The sequence below is a fragment of the Oscillibacter sp. MSJ-31 genome, assembly GCF_018918025.1.
GTDB lineage: Bacteria > Bacillota > Clostridia > Oscillospirales > Oscillospiraceae > Hominicoprocola.
In genome coordinates this window covers 1-18,913 of record NZ_JAHLPT010000014.1, presented here as the reverse complement: position 1 = coordinate 18,913, position 18,913 = coordinate 1, and the positions used below count along the sequence as shown (strand labels likewise).

Genomic DNA, 18,913 nt, shown 5'->3' with positions numbered 1-18,913 from the left:
TATCGTGAAAAAAAGCGTTGAAGTGCTGATCACCACAATGCATCTGCGGGATGTGGACTCTCTGGTAAAGAAAATGAATATCCAATCCAGCTTCGTCATCGGCAATCAATGTGATGCTGATAGAATGGAGTCCGTTGTGTGTGACGGCAAGCAGGGAATGGTGCTTTCAAGAAACGAAAAGGGTGTAGGAAAAAACAGAAATGTGGTAATGGATCATGCCGAAGCTGATATTTGCGTTTTTGCGGACGATGACATGGTCTTTTATGACGGGTATGTTGATAAAGTAGCTTCTCTGTTTGAGCAGTATCGGAAAGCGGATCTAATCATCTTCAATCTGGGCGACCTGGACAGTATCGGATATGAGAAGGAACGCAAGAATCGGAAGGTTGTCCGCGTTAATCAATGGAACTATATGAATTATGGCGCGGCAAGGATCGCTTTTCGAAGACAGATTGTCAGTTACTTGGGCATCCGGTTCAACTTGAATTTCGGAGGTGGAACGCAGCACCAGGCCGGGGAAGATACGCTCTTTCTGAAAGAGTGTCTGGATAAGGGTTTAAACATCCTTGCCGTTCCGGTCTCCATCGCTTATTTGTCTAACGACCGGGAGTCGTCATGGTTTCATGGATACAACGAGAAGTATTTTTTCGATAAGGGCGTTTTTCTGTCGGTGGCTTACGGAAAACTGGCCGTCCCTATGGGAGCTGCTTTATTGGCACGGCATTCGGAATATATGTCTGCCGGTATGAGTAAAACAGAAGTGTTTCGCTCTATGTACAAAGGAATCCGTTATATCAGTGAGGAACTACATGAAGTTAAAAATAGGAGCCAAAAAACTGGATGCCGGCCAGGTACTGCTGGCCATCATTTATAAAATCGTACTGGACGCGTCGTATGGGTTATTTGAAGTGCGGTATTTTGGATATCTGGGGATCGAATGCAAGATCATGCTATATCGCATCATGCTCGGATGGCTCATTTATTTGGGGACTTTCGCGGTTATTCACAGCAATGAATGCAAAATCGTAAATCTATTCAGCTATATCATGTTGTTTCTAAGTATGGCACCGTTTGTGACGCTATATCAGTTTTGGCCCGAGTGTAAGCTTTGGATGGTTTTTTTGCAGATAAGCGCCCTTTTGTTTATCGATATCATTGCGCGGCGATTTACGTTAAAAGCCTTTTCAATCAAATCATTGCCGTATCAGGATTTCCGCGTTGTATTCGCCGGGTGGCTCTTCCTGATTGCAATGTTCTTGTATATGTTCATGAAATTCCGGCTGCCCAGTTTTTCGCTGTTGGGCTTTGAGTCCATTTATTTAGTCAGAGCCGACTCTGGGTTTTCTACGTTTGATAGTATTCTGACCTGCATTGCCTGTAAAATTATCTGTCCGCTTTATATGGTGGTATGCTGGAAAAAGAAAAAATACTTAAAATTAGCATTTCTTGCTCTTATCCAGCTCTACATTTACAGTATATCTGGATTCAAAACGTTTTTATTCATACCCATTGTTCTGTTTGGCTTGGAATTCTTTAAAAATATCGATTTGAGGAAGCTGATTATCGCCGGATTAACGGGCACTTTGCTTTTCGTGGATCTGATCCAGGTGGCAACAGGCAGACTGATGCCATACGCATTGATTGGAGACCGGACGATTTTTTTTCCGGCCATCATTAAGCGTGCTTTCTTTGACTTCTTTTCGAAGAATCCCTATGTGTATTTTTCCCAGAACAGCATCGCAAGAATATTTGGCATCAAGAGTGTCTATGAGACGAATGTATTTAACATCATTGGCGCGGAGTACTTTGACAAGCCCAATATGTGGACAAATACAGGAGTTTTTGCAGATGCCTACTCGAATTTGGGCGTAGCCGGTGTATTCATCATTTCATTTTTGCTTGCTATTATTTTAATTATCGTCTCCCAAAAAATGGAGTCTTTCAGCGGCGATGTAAAAAATGCAATGACCGCCATCTATATCCTGTATTTTATTTCGTTTAATGATGGTGCATTCCTGTTTACCATGGTATCGGGTGGTTTCCTCATCGTGATGATCATCGCTGAATTAGTTGATTTTTCTTCCGATATAGAGGTAGAAAACAAAGATCTTCGAGAATAGAATTGACAGGATATTTTTTGTAAGAAAAAACGAAAAGCAGAAATATGTACTTACAAGGGAGAGCAATATGGAACAATTACAATATCCATTTGAAAGTAAAACCCTTTTGAGAAAAAAAATAAAACTAAAGAAAGAGTTACTATCCAGCGGAAACTCTTGGGTAGAAAAACGGATCGCGGTGCTTGGCGGATCAACAACCAATGAAATTGTAGATCAGTTGGAGCTGTTTCTGCTGCACTATGGGATCAAACCTGTTTTCTATCAATCCGAATACGCTCAATATTGGCAGGATGCCATGTTCGGGAATGAGCAATTAGACACTTTTAAACCTGATATTATTTATATCCACACGAATTGGCGGAACATCACGAATTTTCCGACAACCGCGAATACAGTCGCGGAGGTTGACGCGATGCTGGAAGCCGAGTTCTCACATTTTTCCGTCATGTGGGACAAGCTGGAGGAACGGTTTGGTTGTCCGGTGATTCAAGACAACTTTGACCGTCCGGGTTGGAGATTGCTGGGCAACAGCGACATTTCGGATTACAGAGGGAAGACGAATTTTATTTCCCGGCTCAACCAGAAGCTGTACCAGTATTCTCAGACCCATAATGGCTTTTATGTCAATGATGTGGACTATTTAGCCGCTTCGTTTGGTCTGGACGCCTGGAGCAACCCTCTTTTCTGGCATATGTACAAATACAGCCTCTGCTTAGAAGGAGTTCCTTACCTGACAAAAAGCGTTGCGGATATCATCAAGAGTATATATGGAAAAAATAAAAAAGTGCTCGTCTGCGATCTCGACAATACCCTCTGGGGCGGGGTTGTTGGAGATGACGGTGTGGAAGGAATTCAGGTAGGGCCGGAGGTCCCGATGGGGCAGATATACAGTGAATTCCAGAAGTACATTAAGGAACTGAAATCTATCGGAGTATTACTTGCGGTAAACAGTAAAAATGATGAGGAAAACGCGATTGCCGGCTTGAATCATCCGGATGGAATTCTTCGGCCAGACGATTTTATTGTCATAAAAGCAAACTGGGAAAACAAAGACCGTAATATGCGGGAAATTGCATCTGAGCTGAATCTCGGTATCGATAGTTTTGTTTTTGCGGATGACAATCCGACCGAGCGGGAAATTATGATTCAGTCTGGTTTCGGCGTAGCTGTCCCGGTCATGGATAAGGTTGAAAACTACCTTCGTGTGATCGATCGAAATGGCTTTTTTGAAGTGACTTCATTGTCCGCGGATGATTTATCCAGGGAGAAGATGTACAAGGCCAATGCGCAGAGAACGCAGTTGGAGCAATCACTCGGCAACTATGAGGACTTTCTGAAAAGTCTGAATATGAAAGCGACCATCCGCTGCTTTGAGCCCATTTATTATCAGAGGATCGCTCAGCTTACAAACAAGAGCAACCAGTTCAACTTGACCACTCTGCGCTGCAGCGAGGGTGACATTACCCGTATGCAGGAGTCCCCAAATTATCTCTGCCTCTATGGAAAATTGGAGGATAAGTTTGGGGATAACGGCGTCGTCAGTGTGGTTTCGGGCGAGATCATAGGCCAGGAGCTTCACATGCGGTTGTGGTTGATGAGCTGCCGTGTTTTAAAGCGCGGTGTGGAGGATGCCATGCTGGATACGCTGGTCGCGGACGCAAAGGAAGCGGGCATTCAATCCATCATTGGTTATTATTATCCAACCGCAAAGAATCATATGGTCGAAGAGTTCTATGGCCGGATGGGATTTGAAAAAATCGCATCGGACGAGGAGAAAAATACGACTTGGAAACTGGACGTAAATACTTATGAGTCCAAGAATCCGAAGATTGAGATCAACAGATAAAAAGGAGATCGTACCATGAGCAGAGAAGAGATTTTTGAAAGATTAAACCTGGTATTTCGGGATGTTTTCGATGATGACAGCCTGACTGTGGGCGAAAGCACCACTGCTGAGGATATCGATGATTGGGATAGTTTGCACCACATTTCTCTCTTGGCGGCAATTGAGGATGAGTTTGATATCGAGTTTTCTATGGGACAGACCGTTAAGATGAAGAATGTCGGCGAGATGGTAGATTATATTGCGGGAGAGCTCTAATGGAAGTGCATCATATTGGCTACTTGGTGAAAAACATCGATAAGTCCATCGAGAGCTTCCAAAAATTAGGGTATGAAATTACGATCCCAGCGACATGGGATGCCGGGCGGAATGCATATTTATGCTTTATGAGGAATGGCGGATATTGTGTGGAATTAATTGCGCCTGCAAAGGATTCTTCTCTTTATCCCCTCCTGAAGCAATATAATAATGCGCCCTATCACATTTGTTACAAATGCGAGCATCTTGAAGATGCGGTTGCAATTTTAAAAACCGAGAAATTTATGCCCTTTCTTGAGCCTGCTCCGGCGTCGGTTATCGGAAAGACTGCAAGAGTCGCTTTTCTCATAAGTGCGCGGGCCGGAATGATAGAATTAGTAGAGGAATAAGACATTGAGTATTACATCTTTTCAATTCATACTATTCGTGATCGTGTCTGTAACGATATATAGGATTATACCGGCTAAGCTGCAGTGGGTGGTATTGCTGATAGCCAGTGTTATTTTCTATATAAGCTTTAGTGTAGTTGGGATATTCGTTCTTATTGCAACAGCACTGATCACATATTATTTTGCAATTCAGATACAGAACCAAAAGGACATGCTGTCCTCTTGGATGACTGCTCATAAAGCGCTGGCCACGAAAGAGGAGCGAAAAGAAAAAAAAGAATACTATGGAAAGAAACAACGGTTCTACTTGATACTGGCCATCGTAATCAATGTATTTATTCTCTTTTTGTGCAAGTATTATGGCAAATTATCCATCAACTTGAACCATACGTTCCACGTAAACATTTGGACTGCTGAAAATATTATCCTGCCGTTAGGAATTTCATATTATTCATTGCAGCTGATCGGGTATATTACCGATGTCCAGCGAGACGTGATCCAGGCAGAGCGTAACCCTTTGAAGGTCATTCTGTATGGTGTTTTCTTCCTGTCCATTATGCAAGGCCCTTTTAACCGCTATGAAACTCTGATGCCGCAAATCTGCAGGGATAAAAAATCGAAGCTTGATTTTGTCACCGCAAAGAAAGCCATTCTTCGCATTTTATGGGGATACGTCAAGAAAAAGTGTATCGCCGACCAGGTAGGCATTTTGGTGAACGAAGTGTTTTCCAATTATAGAAACTACTCAGGTTCAGCGATTATCCTGGCAACCTTCTGTTTTGCGATTCAGCTTTATGCGGATTTTGCGGGATACATGGATATTATGGCCGGTATCGGTCAATTGTTCGGAATTGAGATCCCGGAAAACTTTCATCAGCCGTTTTTCTCAAGGAAAATTTCTGAATTCTGGCAAAAATGGCACATCAGTTTGGGGGCATGGCTGAAAGGTTATGTATTTTATCCCGTTTTAAAATCACATGTCTTTAAAGATTTTGGTAAGTGGTTAACACAGACGGTCAGTAAAGAGGCAGGAAGAAATATCCCCACTTATGTTGGAATGCTGATTCTGTGGACTTTGATCGGAACATGGCATGGAGCTGGCATCACTTATGTCTTTAGCGTAGGACTATTGCAGTTTTTCTATATCTTCATGGGTAAAATCACTGCTCCGGTTTCTGCAAAGGTCAAAGCCGCATTAAAAATCAATGAGGACAGCCTTGGTTGGCACGTCTTTCAATCTTGCAGAGTGACTGTGTTGATGATGTTCGCATGGATATTCTTTAACTCCCCAAGCATGAAGGATGCGTTCGGATTCATTGGACGTATATTCTGCGGGGGGATCAACGTCAGTCAGGTCACGCAAATCTTCACAGAAGGCAGTGCTTTAGCTGGTATTTCAGGAGCAATATTCATGTTCTACATTCTGCTATGCGCTGTAATTCTTGTTTGCGTTGATTTGATTCACGAAAAAGGCGTTTCCATCCGTGACAGCGCCATCAGCAGAGGCTACATAGCTGAATGTGTCCTGTTTTTCACGTTGATTTTTGCTTTGATCGTATTTGGCGCATATGGCAGCCAGTATAATCCCAGTAACTTCATTTACTTTGAGTTTTAGGGGAAAATTATGAATATAACAAAAAAAATCATACGGGGCTGCTTAACCGCGCTTGCATTTGTTATCCTTTTTACGCTTATTCAGACGGTATTGGTTCCTCAATACGGAAGCGATTCAACGACCAAGGTTGAAGGCTATTACGCGTTAGAAAAAAACTCGGTTGATGTTTTATTTGTCGGGCCAAGCCAGATGTTCTGTACCGTGGATGCGCCGAGGCTGTACAATGAGCACGGTATTCATGCGTACGATTTCGGCGCCAGCGACCAGAGGCTGTCCATGAGCTATTACTATCTGATAGAGGCGCTAAAGACGCAGAACCCAAAAGCTGTTTTTGTAGAGGTATGCGAGATTTTCGAACCAAACGATACCATTGATGATTCAACCGTTGCATGGAATTATGCGCCCATGCGCGCATCAACGGATAAATATCGTTCATTGTTGGCTACTTTTCAAGGCGACAAGAAAAAGGCTTTTGAATACAGCTATGTTCCCTTATTCGCCTATCATTCCAGATGGAACAGCCTGCGGCTGACGGATTTCGTATATTATCCTTGGTTCTTCTTTGTTTATGATGGTGCTGACCGGGGATTCACAAGCGAGGAAAACTCCGCCCCTCAAGAAATCGTATTTGATAAGACAGCCGCAAGCGGAGAGTTCCTCCAGATTCCGGTCGAAAACCAGGAAGCGCTTTTGTCCATGAATGAACTTTGCAAAGAAAATGGTATTGAAATTGTCTATTTTAAGGCGCCATCTGCCGACTGGACGAAGAACGAGTCCGCTTCAGCAAAGGCTTTTATGGAAGGGAATGGTCTTACTTACCTGGATATGAATGATTATTTAACGGAAATCGGGATCGATCCCAATTCGGATTTTCGTGATGAAAATCATTTGAATTCCAATGGCGCAGCAAAATCCACCGACTTTTTGGCACAGTTTATCGCGAGCAATTCCTATTTGAGATGAACATGTATCCGTAAATCCAAACTTGCAATTTGAAATACATGTCATCCGATGAATACAGCTATCATTGAGGAGAATGTATAACACGGAATGAGAGGAAAAGAAATCCTAAAACTGAATATTATTTTCAACATTATATATCAGGCCGTAAATGTCTTGTCTCCGCTGATCATTACCCCCAAAATATCGAGAGTCTTCGGTGCAGATTATTTAGGGGTAAAAAGTTACACATTTTCTATTGTATATTACTTTGCTGTATTCGGCGTCCTGGGATTAGACATGTACGGACAGCGAAAAATCGCGTTAGAGAAGGACGAGCTTGAAGCCAGAAGCAGAAGCTTTTGGACGATCTACATCGCGCGTTTTTTGCTGGCCGCAGTCAGTACGCTCATATATGCCGCATTTTTGGTGATTGCTGTCTCTGACCCTTTTGAAAGGATCATTTTCCTGTGTTGGCTGATATATCTTATCCGGAATATGATCAATCCGATATGGTTCTTGCAGGGCATCGAAAAATACCAGTTTATATCCATATGCGAAATCGTCTCCCAGCTGGCCTATCTGTCCGCCACATTTCTGTTTATAAACGAGAAAAGCCAGCTGCCCCTGTATATCGTTTTCTATACGGCGATCCCCCTGGCAATCTCAATTGTATACATTCCTGTGGTATTGCGGAATGTGAAGATCACAAAAATAGATCCGGGTGAAATGGTTTTGGCAATACAGGAGTCCTTTGTCTACTTTATTCCCACTATCGCCACTGCCATCTATTCGATGATCGATAAGACTATGTTGGGCATTTTTGACTCCACCAAAATTTCAACCGGCCTGTATGAGGCTGCGGAAAAGCTGGTGAAAGTCGCTCTGGCTGTCTCAACCTCGTCCTTTACGATCATGCGTACGAGGATGTCCTATCATATGGCCAAAAGGATCGGGAGGTCTATAAGAAATACAGCCAAATATTTATCTCCCTTTCCATGATTCTGTGCTGGCCCATTATGTTTGGAATTATGGGCATCGCAAAAGATTTTGTCCCTCTGTTCTTTGGAGAAGGATTCGAAGCGGTTGTCGGCTATTCAAACATCTTTGCGCTGGTGGTGCCTTGTTTGACCGTCAGCGGGCTCCTTCAGGCTATCTATATCTTTCCGTACGGTCTGCAAAAAATCATGGATTATTACTATATCATCATTGTAACTGTCAACGTGGTGATGAACTATGTTTTGATCCAGCTCATTGGTACTCCGGGGGCGATCATATCCTCGATCTGCGCGGAATTGCTTCTTGCCGTCATCCTGCTTTGGAAAGCAAGGACAGAGATAGAGGTCCGTTATATCTTTACCTCCTCCGCAAAGTATTTCATTTCCGCTGCGTTTATGTATATGTATATTCGGCTGGTATCCAATTACCTGGTCTGCGGGGAGATCCCAAAAGTAATGATCGAGTTTGGCGGAGCCGTGTTTGTCTACTTTTTGCTTTGTTTGTTATTCAGAGACGACTTCGTCACGCAGCAGGCAAAAAAAGTGGCCCATATCGGGCTGTCGTTTTTGAGAAAGTGACCTCTCATTCACATCTACCACAATGTATAAGGGGATAGCGTTATGCGAGAAATAAATACAGAAGAGCTCAAAAAAATTCAGGTTGAAATCTTAGATGTGATGTCCCAATTCTGTGAGAAGCACGGCATCCAATATTGGCTGGATTGGGGGACATTGCTGGGCGCCATCCGGCATAAGGGATATATCCCCTGGGATGATGACGTTGATACCGGAATGCTTCGCAAGGATTATGACATCTTTATGAAGCTGTTTAATGAGGAGAATGATCGGTATAAGGTATACAGTGTTGAAAACGATCCCAGTTACAGCTTCCCGTTTGCGAAGATAATCGATACGCAGACGGTCCTGTATGAGCCGGATGAGCACGGATACAAATCAGCCGTATATGTTGACCTTTTTGTTTATGATAATGCGCCTGAAGACGAAGAAGAAGTGCGGCGGATGTTCCAAAGGCGTGACTTTTTACTGAAGATGAGAAGCTTGCAGTGGCGCCACAGGCCCAGCGGAAACGTTCTTCGGAGAGCTCTGATTTACATGGCAAATGTTCCAATGCGATTGATCCCTACCGGATATTTTGAAAAGAAGATTATTCAGAACGCGAGAAAATATCAGGATACAGAGACCGGAAAAATCGGAAACTTTACAGATTCCTATACGGTAACTGCCGATAAAAGTATTTTCACAGACTTTATCTACGTTGAGTTTGAAGGAAAGAAATACCGGGCGCCGGCTCGGTACGACGAATGGCTGCACGCAGCTTACGGTGATTATATGCAATTGCCGCCCGTTGAGAAGCGGGTCTCCAGGCATAGCTTTAATGCCTATTATCTTGACTGATATCTGCTGAACAATTGAAAAAAACCGGCAGGACAAGCCATTGAGCCTGATCTGTGGTGCGATGAGGGTATTCAAACGCAGGCGCAGGCAAAACCGTTCTGGAAACGGAAATGTATGAACTGCATTCTAGTGCCGAAGCCGTGACAACGGCAGGTTCAGTCTGGCAAAGCGCAAATGTAGCATATGGTTGATGATTTATAGATGTTAGTCGTAAACAAGTTTGAGGTGCTTCACAGATGAAAAATTATGTTTTCCTGCTAATAGATTCGCTGAATTACAGCCATGTAAAAGCTTCAAAGATTGAGCTCATGCCATTTTTGTCTTCACTCAAAAAAGAAGGCTTTTCATGTGAAAACATGTATTCGGAGGCACCCTACACGGAAGCGGCGCTGATGAGCCTGATCTGCGGTCAGGATGTTCTTGATTATGGTGGGTACATATTCAGATATAAGGACACCCCGCTTACATTGTTTGAAGCGATGCATGATAAGGGCTTTGAAACCTTTACAAATTCGTATGAGCCGCAATGCCATCCTTCTTCCGTCGCGCGGGGAATTGATGTGAGTGTCAACGGAGTTGGATATGACGTCGGCGCACTGTGGTCGTACCGCGTAAAGCACTATAGTCAGCTTTATCATGCGGGGAAAATCACCGAAGAAGACTATGTCATATTGGAAGAGATCATAAGGGACAATCTTGTTTCCTGGCTGAAATGGACAAACGCCCTGATCAACCAGTCCTTCTCAACAAGTATGATAGGCAATAACGCCCCCCAGTATGACCCCTCAGAGGTCAAGCGGCAGGTCGAAGAACAGTATCACGCATTTCTTGAAAACCCGAGAGGCTATCTGGAGCAGCTGCTCCAAGCGGGCCATTCACATCCGATATACAAAATAGATGGATTTGCCCAGCGAGGGAAGATAAAGAACAGAGAGATCACTTTGTTTGTCCGTCAGGAGTTCAGGCCCCTGTTCAAAAGGATCAGGAAAATGGACTTTTGTCTGAACATGAAAAATGGAAGCCACGTTTTGAGTGGTCCATTTAAACAGCTTGGTAGGTTTATCAGGCACCCGAATGAGGAAAACCTGAAAAACGTTGCGAAAGCCGGCCTTTTGTCCGCTAATAGCTTATTCGATCTGGATCTGTTTGACCGTATCGATAAAGATTGCGATCATTTCAAGGATTCACCGAGTCTGCGGGCGGAGGTAGATTACTTTTTTGATTGGACAACCCACCGTTCAGCTGATTCAAAGCCGTTTTTTGCTCTTCTTCACGTGTGTGATGTACATAATCCGGAAGTTTTTTTTACGTACGACTCGGAAGATAAAGACTTACTCCATAAAGAGATGCTAGAAGCGCAGTCTTTGCTGGATCAGATCCCGAAGGATTATTACGGCAGCCTGTCTCATGACCTTTCACTCCATTACATTGACGGAGTCATTCAGTATTTCTATGAGCAGTTAAAAGCACGCAAGATGGGTGACAATACGGTCGTGATTGTTTGTGCGGATCACGGATTTTCGTTCAGCGGAAACCCATTGCGGGACAGTGCAGTCGTCAATCTGTTTTTAGAGAATTACAACATACCTTTTGTAGTGACCGGCGCCGGCCATTTGGGCCTGAGCATCAAAAAATTGTGCCAGAGCAAGGATATCCCGGCAACCATATGCGATTTGGTGGACGGCGTTATTCCGGATGTGTATACAGGACACTCTGTACTGCGGAATGACAAGTATGATCACTTGAAAATTGAGTATTGCGGCGGAGGCTGTCCTGACCTAGGGAGAAGAGAACTGAAGCTAGCATCCTTTGATGAGGAATATTTTGTCGGCACGATGGGGACATTAGATGATTTTTCTGATGCCATTATATCTGAGATATACGATTTGAAAGTCGATCCGCTTCAGCTGAAGAATCTGGTCGGAAAGCCCCACGACAACGAGAAGGTCCAAAGGTTGTTTGAAACCATTCTTGAAAGGAAACGGCAAATTCAGCAGTCAGTTGGCTGATAGTACATTTATGAATACATCCAAGAGCAAAACAAGTCCTAAAACAAGAGGGCGAATACCCTGGTAGAGGCCGCGCAAAAGAGCGTCGGAATGGATGGTGGCATCTGTGCAAGGCCGGACTTGCAGATTCTCTTGGAGGATTTCAGAAGAAAGCAGGGACACTTAAAGCAAATCACAGAGGTTCTGGAAGCGGAAACGCTGGAAATGCCGCACGTTGAGAAGCTGCTCGCCATCAAGGGGGTAGGTCTCCTCGCGGAGGTAGGCGACGTCGGACGTTTTGACTCGCCGAAGCAGATTCAGAAGATGGATGGGCTGGAACTCAAGGAGAACAGTTCCGGCAAGCACAAGGGTCAATCTTCCATCAGCAAGCGTGGACGGAAGAATCTGAGGGATATCTTGTTCCAAGCGGTCATGCCGTTGATACGGAGCAACGATGAGTTCCGGGAGGTGTATCACTATTACATGACCCGGCAGAAGAATCCGCTCAAGGGTAAGCAAGCTGTCGTGGAGGTAGGCTGCAAGTTGATCCACATCTTCTACGCCATTCTCACGCACGGCGTGGACTATGACGCGAACATGCTACGCACGGATATTGTCGACCGCAGGAGCAGCAGGCCGCGTAAGCAGTCTCAAAACTGCATCTGGGAAAACATCCGCCATTCAGTGGTGCCGGATTGCAGGAATGCGAATCAACAACAAAGCAGAGCCAGTTAGCCGCGTTTTATTCCTTCTGGGGGCAAGACTCCGTATACGAGTAGCAGCGGTACCCATCTGTAGGCAGGTAGAACGAAGGAATTGAGGACTCCGCCATAGTGTGGATGATCCTGTTGGACATGGGAGGTTTGCTGCCACGGGATGAGTGGGAAACGTATAGGCCGTCATGACGAAAGCAAGACGTTGCCTTTGGCATACCCATCTTTACCCGTAGAGGAAAAAACTGCAAATTTTGAAAAGTCTTATGTCCGCTACCAATGCCTGTTGTTGATTATCTGAAGTGAAAGGTCCTAAAGCACATCCAATGTGGTGTACTTTTAGGCAAAATATCCCAAAATATTTGGGGAGTCCAACAAAAGTCAATAGCTGAAATGAAAAAAATCCCGCAAAATTTACGAGACTGAAAATGGGCATAACAAAACAGGCTGGAGAAAAATCGCATCGCCAGCCGTGATGAAGTTGGTTGTTTGCTTAACTCTGCGCGGAATTTTGCTGCGCGTCGAATGCCTCAAGGCACTCCTTCACGCTGGCGTAGTAGATGCGCAGGAACTTGTTCTGCGCAGCTGTCATGAAGACAAAATAAGGCTTGCCCTCCGCGCGTTTCGTATCGAGGAACTGGTACACTGGCTCATCTGCCGGGGCTTTTCTCAGGTATGTACAGATGATCTGGTACAGCGTTTTCCGCAGATGCGGATAGCCTCGTTTGGTCGTAGGTATGCTTTGCGCCTCGTGCTTGCCGGACTGGTTTACAGCCGGATCGACGCCAGCGAAGCCCACAATAGAGCTGCGGCGTAGAAAACGGCGCATATCGCCGATCTCAGCCATGAGCTGCGCGGCAGTGGTTTCGCCAACACCGTACATGGCGCGCACGGTATCGTACTCCGGCAGTTGTTTTGCAAGGCGCGTCATCTCGGCGCGCAGAGCGGCCAACGTCATCTTGCCTGCCAGAAGCTGCTGGGCAGCGGTCGTAATGAGCAGCTTTTTGTTGTCATTCTTCGGCAGCGTGGTGAAATGGCCGCAGCTTCCGGCATAGACATCCAGCGCCTTTTCTGCGCTGAAATGATAACCCTTGCGTTTGCACCACTTCTGGTAACGCTCAGTGAATGCTTTTTCACTGACATGGCAAATGCAGTCACAGTAATAGAAGGTCATGACAAAGTCCACCCATTTCTGGTGACCGTCGGCGCGTTCCGGGCTGGAGAACAGTTCGTTCACACCGGGAAAGGTCTTGTCGGTCAATGAAATGAGATTGTTTTGCAGCGATACCACCGTTTTCATGTAGAGGTTGTACTGGCGGCTGCACAGCTTCAGTTGTTGTCTTACCGTGTCCATGGGAGTATATTCCCGCAGATCCACCCAGTTGTCAAGGCCGTATTTGGCGATCTTCATGGCGTCCGCCTTATCCGTTTTGACCTTGCAGATAGAACCGCCTCCGCTCTGCTTGATGAACAGCGGGTTCAGGACGCAGACATAAATGCCGTATTCGTGCAGCGCCGCCGCGACCGGCTCATGGTAGCGTCCGGTGGCCTCCATGATGACGCGGGTATCTTCCCCCAGCGCAAGGATGGCGTAAGCCATCTGCTCCAGACCGACCTCAGTGTAGAGAAATTCCAGTGGCAGCAATGCCACTTCACCCATTGGGCGCAGGGCAGCCACCATGCTTTTTCCTTTGGAAACATCGATCCCAACTTCGTTCATATCGTTCCTCCTTCTGATTGGATATGGCTTTCCGCCCTTTCCTCATTGTCTGTTCAATCTCCTGGGTGACACGAGCGTTTTCGGGGTCCCCGCAGAGCTGCAGCGAAGCGAACTCGGTGGGGAGAGGAGGGACAGCGTATTGAGCGAGCTTCCGCCGATAGGCGAAAGCGAGGGATATGACGCTTGTCCCGACGAAGTGGCTCTACCTGCGCAAATCGAATGCTGCGAACTAGAGAGGCAGCTGACGGACTCCTCAGCGGGCGTGTTGGCCCAGGTTGATAACTGTCAGGCCATTTACTCTCCCATTCTAACAGCTTCGGCTTTGAGATGGAAAAAGACGCGGCTGGCTACCGCGCCTATCACCTAAACTATATTGTAGGAGGAGATAATACTATGCTTAACTTCACAGTTGGACCGGTGATGTCTGAGCCGGATGTTCTAGAGATTGCGAACCGCTCAACGCCGTATTTTCGAACGCCGGAGTTTTCAGAAGTGATGTTGGATAATGAACGGATGATTCTGGAAATGCTGAATGCGCCAAAGAATTCTCGTTGTGTTTTCTTGACATCATCCGGAACTGGCGCAATGGAATCCATGGTCATGAATATCCTCAACGAGAATGACAGGGTCATAGTGATTAATGGCGGTAGCTTTGGCCATCGTTTTGTAGAGCTGGCGGAACTGCATGATAGACCGTTTACAGAAGTGAAGTGCGAATTCGGAAAGCAGCTCAGAAGAGAGCAGTTAGATGGTCTTGAAGACAACACGGCACTCCTGATCAATATGCATGAGACTTCTTCCGGTGTTCTCTACGACATGAAGATGGTGGCGGAGTTTTGCAAAGAGAATAACATTCTCCTTCTTGTTGACGCCATTTCTTCTTTTATTGCAGACGAGTTGGATATGACCGAGCTCGGTGCGGCCGCGGTAATCACCGGCTCTCAGAAAGCCCTTGCGGTTCAGCCGGGTGTGGCTGTTATGGCACTGACGCCGGAAGCGCTGAGAAGAATTGACGAAAACAAGGAAGTCTGTATGTACCTGAGTCTAAAGCAGGCTTTGCAAAACGGCCAGAGAGGACAGACGCCTTTTACCCCTGCCGTTACTACGCTGCTTCAGATCCACACCCGCCTTCAGGGTATTATTTCTCGGGGAGGAGTACAGGAAGAACGCAATATTATTGCTTCGGTAGCCGCGGACTTCAGAAACGGAATAAAAGACTTACCGTTTGAATTCGTTTCAGAGTTCCCGTCAAACGCAGTCACAGCGCTCCGCCCTGTAAACGGCCACGCTAAAGAAATCGTAAGAATCCTGAAAGATGAATACCAGATTTGGGGCTGCCCAAATGGCGGGGAACTGGCAGATGAAGTGTTCCGCATCGGACACATAGGCCATATCACAAAAGAGGATAATCAGAAGCTGATAGATGCTCTGCATGATATGAAGGAGAGAAGCCTGCTTTAACTCCGGAGCGTACGAAAGCCCCGGTGGTCGTTGGAAGAAACGCAGCTTCTCACTCCTTCTGACTCAGACGCTCCGATGGGCAGCGTATGCACAGATGAAGGATATGGGCAAGTTCAAAAAACACTACTAGAACCAGAACAATAAAGAGGTGGGCTTATATGGTCAAGGTTATCACATATGGAACGTATGATTTGCTTCATTATGGGCATATCAGGCTTTTGGAACGTGCGAAAGCTCTGGGAGACTACCTGATCGTTGGAGTAACCTCGGATGACTATGATAAAACCAGGGGGAAGATCAATCTTCAGCAATCCCTTATGGAAAGGATCGAAGCCGTTAAAGCTACCGGAATACCCGATGAGGTAATTGTCGAGGAGTACGAAGGTCAAAAAATAGATGATATTCAGCGATATAATGTTGATATTTTTGCTGTCGGCTCCGATTGGGTCGGATATTTTGACTATCTGAACGAGTACTGTAAAGTGGTTTACCTTCCCCGAACAGAAGGTGTATCCAGTACCGAAATACGTACACATGAGAGGCAAATAAAGATTGGATTCGTCAGTGATGGGGAGGAACGGGTCCTAAATAAATTTATTGATGAATCGCAATATGTCAATGGACTTACTATTTCCGGCATATGTTCATCCAGTAACTCAATAAAGAAGTATGCATCAGAAAAAGTAGACTTTATGACCAGTGACTACGAAGAGCTATTAAAGAATAGCGATGCAGTTTACATCATATCGCACCCAAGAATGCACTTCGAACAAATTAAACAGGCATTGACTGCAGGCAAGCATGTGTTGGTTGAAGCTCCTATAGCATTGACGGAAGAAGAGTGTAAGACACTTTTTGAACTGGCGGATAAAAATAACGTCGTACTCATGGAATCAATCAAGACAGCGTATTCCACCGCGTATAACCGCCTGTTGTTACTTGTGAAAAGCGGAAAAATCGGAAGGCCCGTATCTATTGATGCTACCTGCACCAGCATCAGGAGCATAGAATCTGAAAAGGACTATGATAAAATCTGGAATAGTATCAGTGCGTGGGGGCCTACAGCTGTACTTCCAATCTTCCAAATTTTAGGTACAAATTATCAATTCGCCAGTATCAGCAGCCTGCTTCTGGATAAGAAGCATATGTTTGACGCGTTTACAAAAGTTGATTTTATTTACAATAACGCGGTCGCATCATTAAAAGTAGGAAGAGGCGTGAAATCAGAAGGAGAACTCATTATCTCTGGAACTAAAGGATATTTGTATGTTCCCGCTCCGTGGTGGAAAACCGATTATTTTGAAATTCGATATGAAAATCAGGAGAATAATAAGCGCTATTTCTATCAGCTTGATGGAGAAGGAATACGATATGAGCTTGTCGCTTTTGTGAAAGCTGTTATCCAGGGCAAAAAATCAAACTATGTGTCGCAAGATATTTCATTGGCCATCGCAAAGCTAATGCGTCAGTACCAAGCTGGCGAGATACATGAGCTGTAAGCAATGTTGAAATCGTGGATGCAGAAAAAGATATTGCAATAGCAGCCCTCCGTAAGTATACTCGAAGAACAGCGGGGGAAAGGTCGCGCGCAGCCAGCCGCGAAGGGAAGCCCCCCGGGTAAGCAAAACAGCTGTAAACAGAAACAATGGCAGAAAACGCAGGCCGGCAGATTCTTTTCGAGCTATTCCGTTGATGTAAGCGGGGCATACTTGAAAAATGGCTTTAAAAGCAGCAAATAAGAAAGAGGAAGTTGAAATGAATGAGCATAGCAAACAGAGCGTGACAAAGGAAATTGATCTTGCGAAGCTATTTTGGGCGATTTGCAGGAAGTGGAAATCGATTCTTTTATGGATGGTTGCTATTGCAATTGTCGGCGGTGCCGCAAAGGTTGGGCGTTCTGCTCTGTCCATGCGCGATTCAGACGAAGTCTCTCTGGCGTTGTCCGCATATAAAATGCTGGTTGCGAACAATCTTCAGGAACGGATTGACTGCCGCCACCGAATGGAAAACCTCAGCCTGGAGCTGAAGGAACAGCAGGAGTATGTGGATAATTCCCGCTATATGCATATCGATCCGTACAATGTAGCGGTTGCAAAGGCTACATATTATGTGAAGACGGATTATGAAATCATGCCGGAAATGACCTATCAAAACCGCGATTATACAGATATGATCGTGAACACATATATGGAAATTCTGACAAGCGAAAGCAATCTTCTCGTTGTTTGCGACAAGATTGATATGGAACTGCGGTATTTGCAGGAGATCATGTCTGTTTGGAGTGATGGTTATGGAACCTTCAGCATTCAAGTGATTTCTGACAGTCTGGAGGATTCAGAGAAGATCCTGCGCTTATTGGATGACTGTGTTACCAATAATAAAGAGAAAATTACGGCAACAATTGATGATCATCGTATCGGACAGCTGACCGATAGCGCATATACAACCGCTGATTTAGGAATGGCGCAGACGCAGCAAGCCAAAAAGGATATGCTGACGGAGCTCAGAACACAATTCTCTGATGAACAGGAGCGGTATAAAGCTCTGACAAAGGAATCAGCGCAAATCGAGGAACCTACCTATACCGTGAGCGCTATCCTAAAAGAGAGTATTAAAGCGATGATTATCGGAGCCATTCTTGGCGCTGTGATAGCCTGCTGTGTTATTTTTTCACAGGTGGTCATCAGCGATAATGTTTACTCGGCTGACTGCCTGGCAGAGCGGACAAGAATGAGAATCCTTGGCGCACTTCCCGGTGATGTTAAAAAGATTGAGAAAATGAGTAAGCTTGACTTGCTACTGCGTAGAAAAGAGGGGCTTTCTACAACAACGGATACAGCGAGTGGATACTCTGTGGCCGCATCTTATCTGGCGGGAATCTGTCCGAATGCTTCTACTATTCTCGTAGCAGGTGGGGCAGAGACTGAGTATATCAAAAACGCCTGTGAGATGTTCCAGGCTGCGCTTTCCGGAAAGTCATTTATGAATGGCGACTATATCCTGTCTGATGCAAATACGATTCGCATGGTTGGGCAGTGTGACGCGGTCGTTTTAGTTGAGCAGGCCGGAGTTTCCCGCTATACAGAGGTATTGAAAGAAATCGAAGTCATTCAGAATTTGAAAGGGACCATTGTTGGCGCAGTGGTGATCGAAAATTGATGTTAGGGCAATGGGGGGAGGATATCGCTCCTTGAGATGGCGGCGTTTTTATACGCAGTTAGATTTGACGCTACTACAATATAATTGCCGGGTAAAGCACGTCAACTAGGCGTGCTTTATTCGTTCTCATGCCTAAGCTACAATGAGGGAGTAATCGGGTGGCGCTTTGTAAGGTAGTAAACGGTAAATAACCCGTACCTGTACCGGCTGGAACAGATATGGCATACTGTCTCGGGGGGTATCGAGAAATCTCGACACTTCCCGAGACATAGTATGTGGGGGTAAGCAGAATGA

At 45.3% G+C, this 18,913-nt stretch carries 16 protein-coding genes; 15 read left to right on the top strand and 1 reads right to left on the bottom strand.

The window, feature by feature from the left end:
- Positions 1-4: 4 nt before the first annotated feature.
- From KQI17_RS09645 to KQI17_RS09590, 12 genes are all read left to right on the top strand, one after another.
- Positions 5-874: a glycosyltransferase family A protein gene (locus KQI17_RS09645; RefSeq protein WP_216495950.1), complete on the top strand. Its 870-nt coding sequence runs from the start codon at positions 5-7 to the stop codon at positions 872-874.
- Positions 810-2,120, top strand: a complete 1,311-nt coding sequence (locus tag KQI17_RS09640) for a hypothetical protein (RefSeq protein ID WP_216495949.1) — start codon at positions 810-812, stop codon at positions 2,118-2,120. Before KQI17_RS09645 ends, KQI17_RS09640 begins: the two co-directional genes overlap by 65 nt.
- A gap of 67 nt (positions 2,121-2,187) precedes the next feature.
- A complete protein-coding gene (locus KQI17_RS09635; protein WP_216495948.1) occupies positions 2,188-3,966 on the top strand; it encodes an HAD family hydrolase in 1,779 nt (592 codons plus the stop codon).
- A gap of 15 nt (positions 3,967-3,981) precedes the next feature.
- Entirely contained in the window at positions 3,982-4,221 is a 240-nt protein-coding gene (locus KQI17_RS09630; RefSeq protein WP_216495947.1) for an acyl carrier protein, read from the top strand.
- Positions 4,221-4,610 (top strand): VOC family protein, encoded by a 390-nt coding sequence (locus tag KQI17_RS09625; RefSeq protein ID WP_216495946.1) that lies wholly within the window; start codon positions 4,221-4,223, stop codon positions 4,608-4,610. The genes KQI17_RS09630 and KQI17_RS09625 overlap by 1 nt, the downstream gene beginning before the upstream one ends.
- 226 nt (positions 4,611-4,836) lie before the next feature.
- Positions 4,837-6,225: an MBOAT family protein gene (locus KQI17_RS09620; RefSeq protein WP_216495945.1), complete on the top strand. Its 1,389-nt coding sequence runs from the start codon at positions 4,837-4,839 to the stop codon at positions 6,223-6,225.
- A 9-nt stretch (positions 6,226-6,234) separates the two neighbouring features.
- On the top strand, positions 6,235-7,188 hold the full coding sequence (locus tag KQI17_RS09615; RefSeq protein WP_216495944.1) for a hypothetical protein: 954 nt from the start codon (positions 6,235-6,237) through the stop codon (positions 7,186-7,188).
- A gap of 87 nt (positions 7,189-7,275) precedes the next feature.
- Positions 7,276-8,166 (top strand): oligosaccharide flippase family protein, encoded by an 891-nt coding sequence (locus tag KQI17_RS09610; protein ID WP_216495943.1) that lies wholly within the window; start codon positions 7,276-7,278, stop codon positions 8,164-8,166.
- A gap of 29 nt (positions 8,167-8,195) precedes the next feature.
- Positions 8,196-8,741, top strand: coding sequence for a polysaccharide biosynthesis C-terminal domain-containing protein (locus tag KQI17_RS09605; RefSeq protein WP_216495942.1), 546 nt, complete (start codon positions 8,196-8,198; stop codon positions 8,739-8,741).
- A 42-nt stretch (positions 8,742-8,783) separates the two neighbouring features.
- The gene (locus KQI17_RS09600) at positions 8,784-9,578 is read left to right on the top strand and encodes a phosphorylcholine transferase LicD (RefSeq protein ID WP_216495941.1); all 795 of its coding nucleotides are present in this window, start codon (positions 8,784-8,786) and stop codon (positions 9,576-9,578) included.
- Between the two features lie 236 nt (positions 9,579-9,814).
- Positions 9,815-11,587: a sulfatase-like hydrolase/transferase gene (locus tag KQI17_RS09595; RefSeq protein WP_216495940.1), complete on the top strand. Its 1,773-nt coding sequence runs from the start codon at positions 9,815-9,817 to the stop codon at positions 11,585-11,587.
- Between the two features lie 90 nt (positions 11,588-11,677).
- The gene (locus KQI17_RS09590; RefSeq protein ID WP_216495939.1) at positions 11,678-12,301 is read left to right on the top strand and encodes a transposase; all 624 of its coding nucleotides are present in this window, start codon (positions 11,678-11,680) and stop codon (positions 12,299-12,301) included.
- Between the two features lie 471 nt (positions 12,302-12,772).
- On the opposite strand, the gene KQI17_RS09585 is transcribed toward KQI17_RS09590, so the two are convergent.
- On the bottom strand, positions 12,773-13,999 hold the full coding sequence (locus tag KQI17_RS09585; protein WP_216495938.1) for an IS110 family transposase: 1,227 nt from the start codon (positions 13,997-13,999) through the stop codon (positions 12,773-12,775).
- 393 nt (positions 14,000-14,392) lie between these two features.
- On the opposite strand from KQI17_RS09585, the gene KQI17_RS09580 reads away from it, so the two are divergent.
- The 3 genes from KQI17_RS09580 to KQI17_RS09570 all read left to right on the top strand — a co-directional run bounded on the left by KQI17_RS09580 (position 14,393) and on the right by KQI17_RS09570 (position 18,619).
- Entirely contained in the window at positions 14,393-15,460 is a 1,068-nt protein-coding gene (locus KQI17_RS09580) for an alanine--glyoxylate aminotransferase family protein (RefSeq protein ID WP_216495937.1), read from the top strand.
- A gap of 158 nt (positions 15,461-15,618) precedes the next feature.
- The gene (locus KQI17_RS09575) at positions 15,619-16,959 is read left to right on the top strand and encodes a Gfo/Idh/MocA family oxidoreductase (protein ID WP_216495936.1); all 1,341 of its coding nucleotides are present in this window, start codon (positions 15,619-15,621) and stop codon (positions 16,957-16,959) included.
- A gap of 217 nt (positions 16,960-17,176) precedes the next feature.
- A complete protein-coding gene (locus tag KQI17_RS09570) occupies positions 17,177-18,619 on the top strand; it encodes a hypothetical protein (protein WP_216495935.1) in 1,443 nt (480 codons plus the stop codon).
- Positions 18,620-18,913 lie beyond the last annotated feature (294 nt).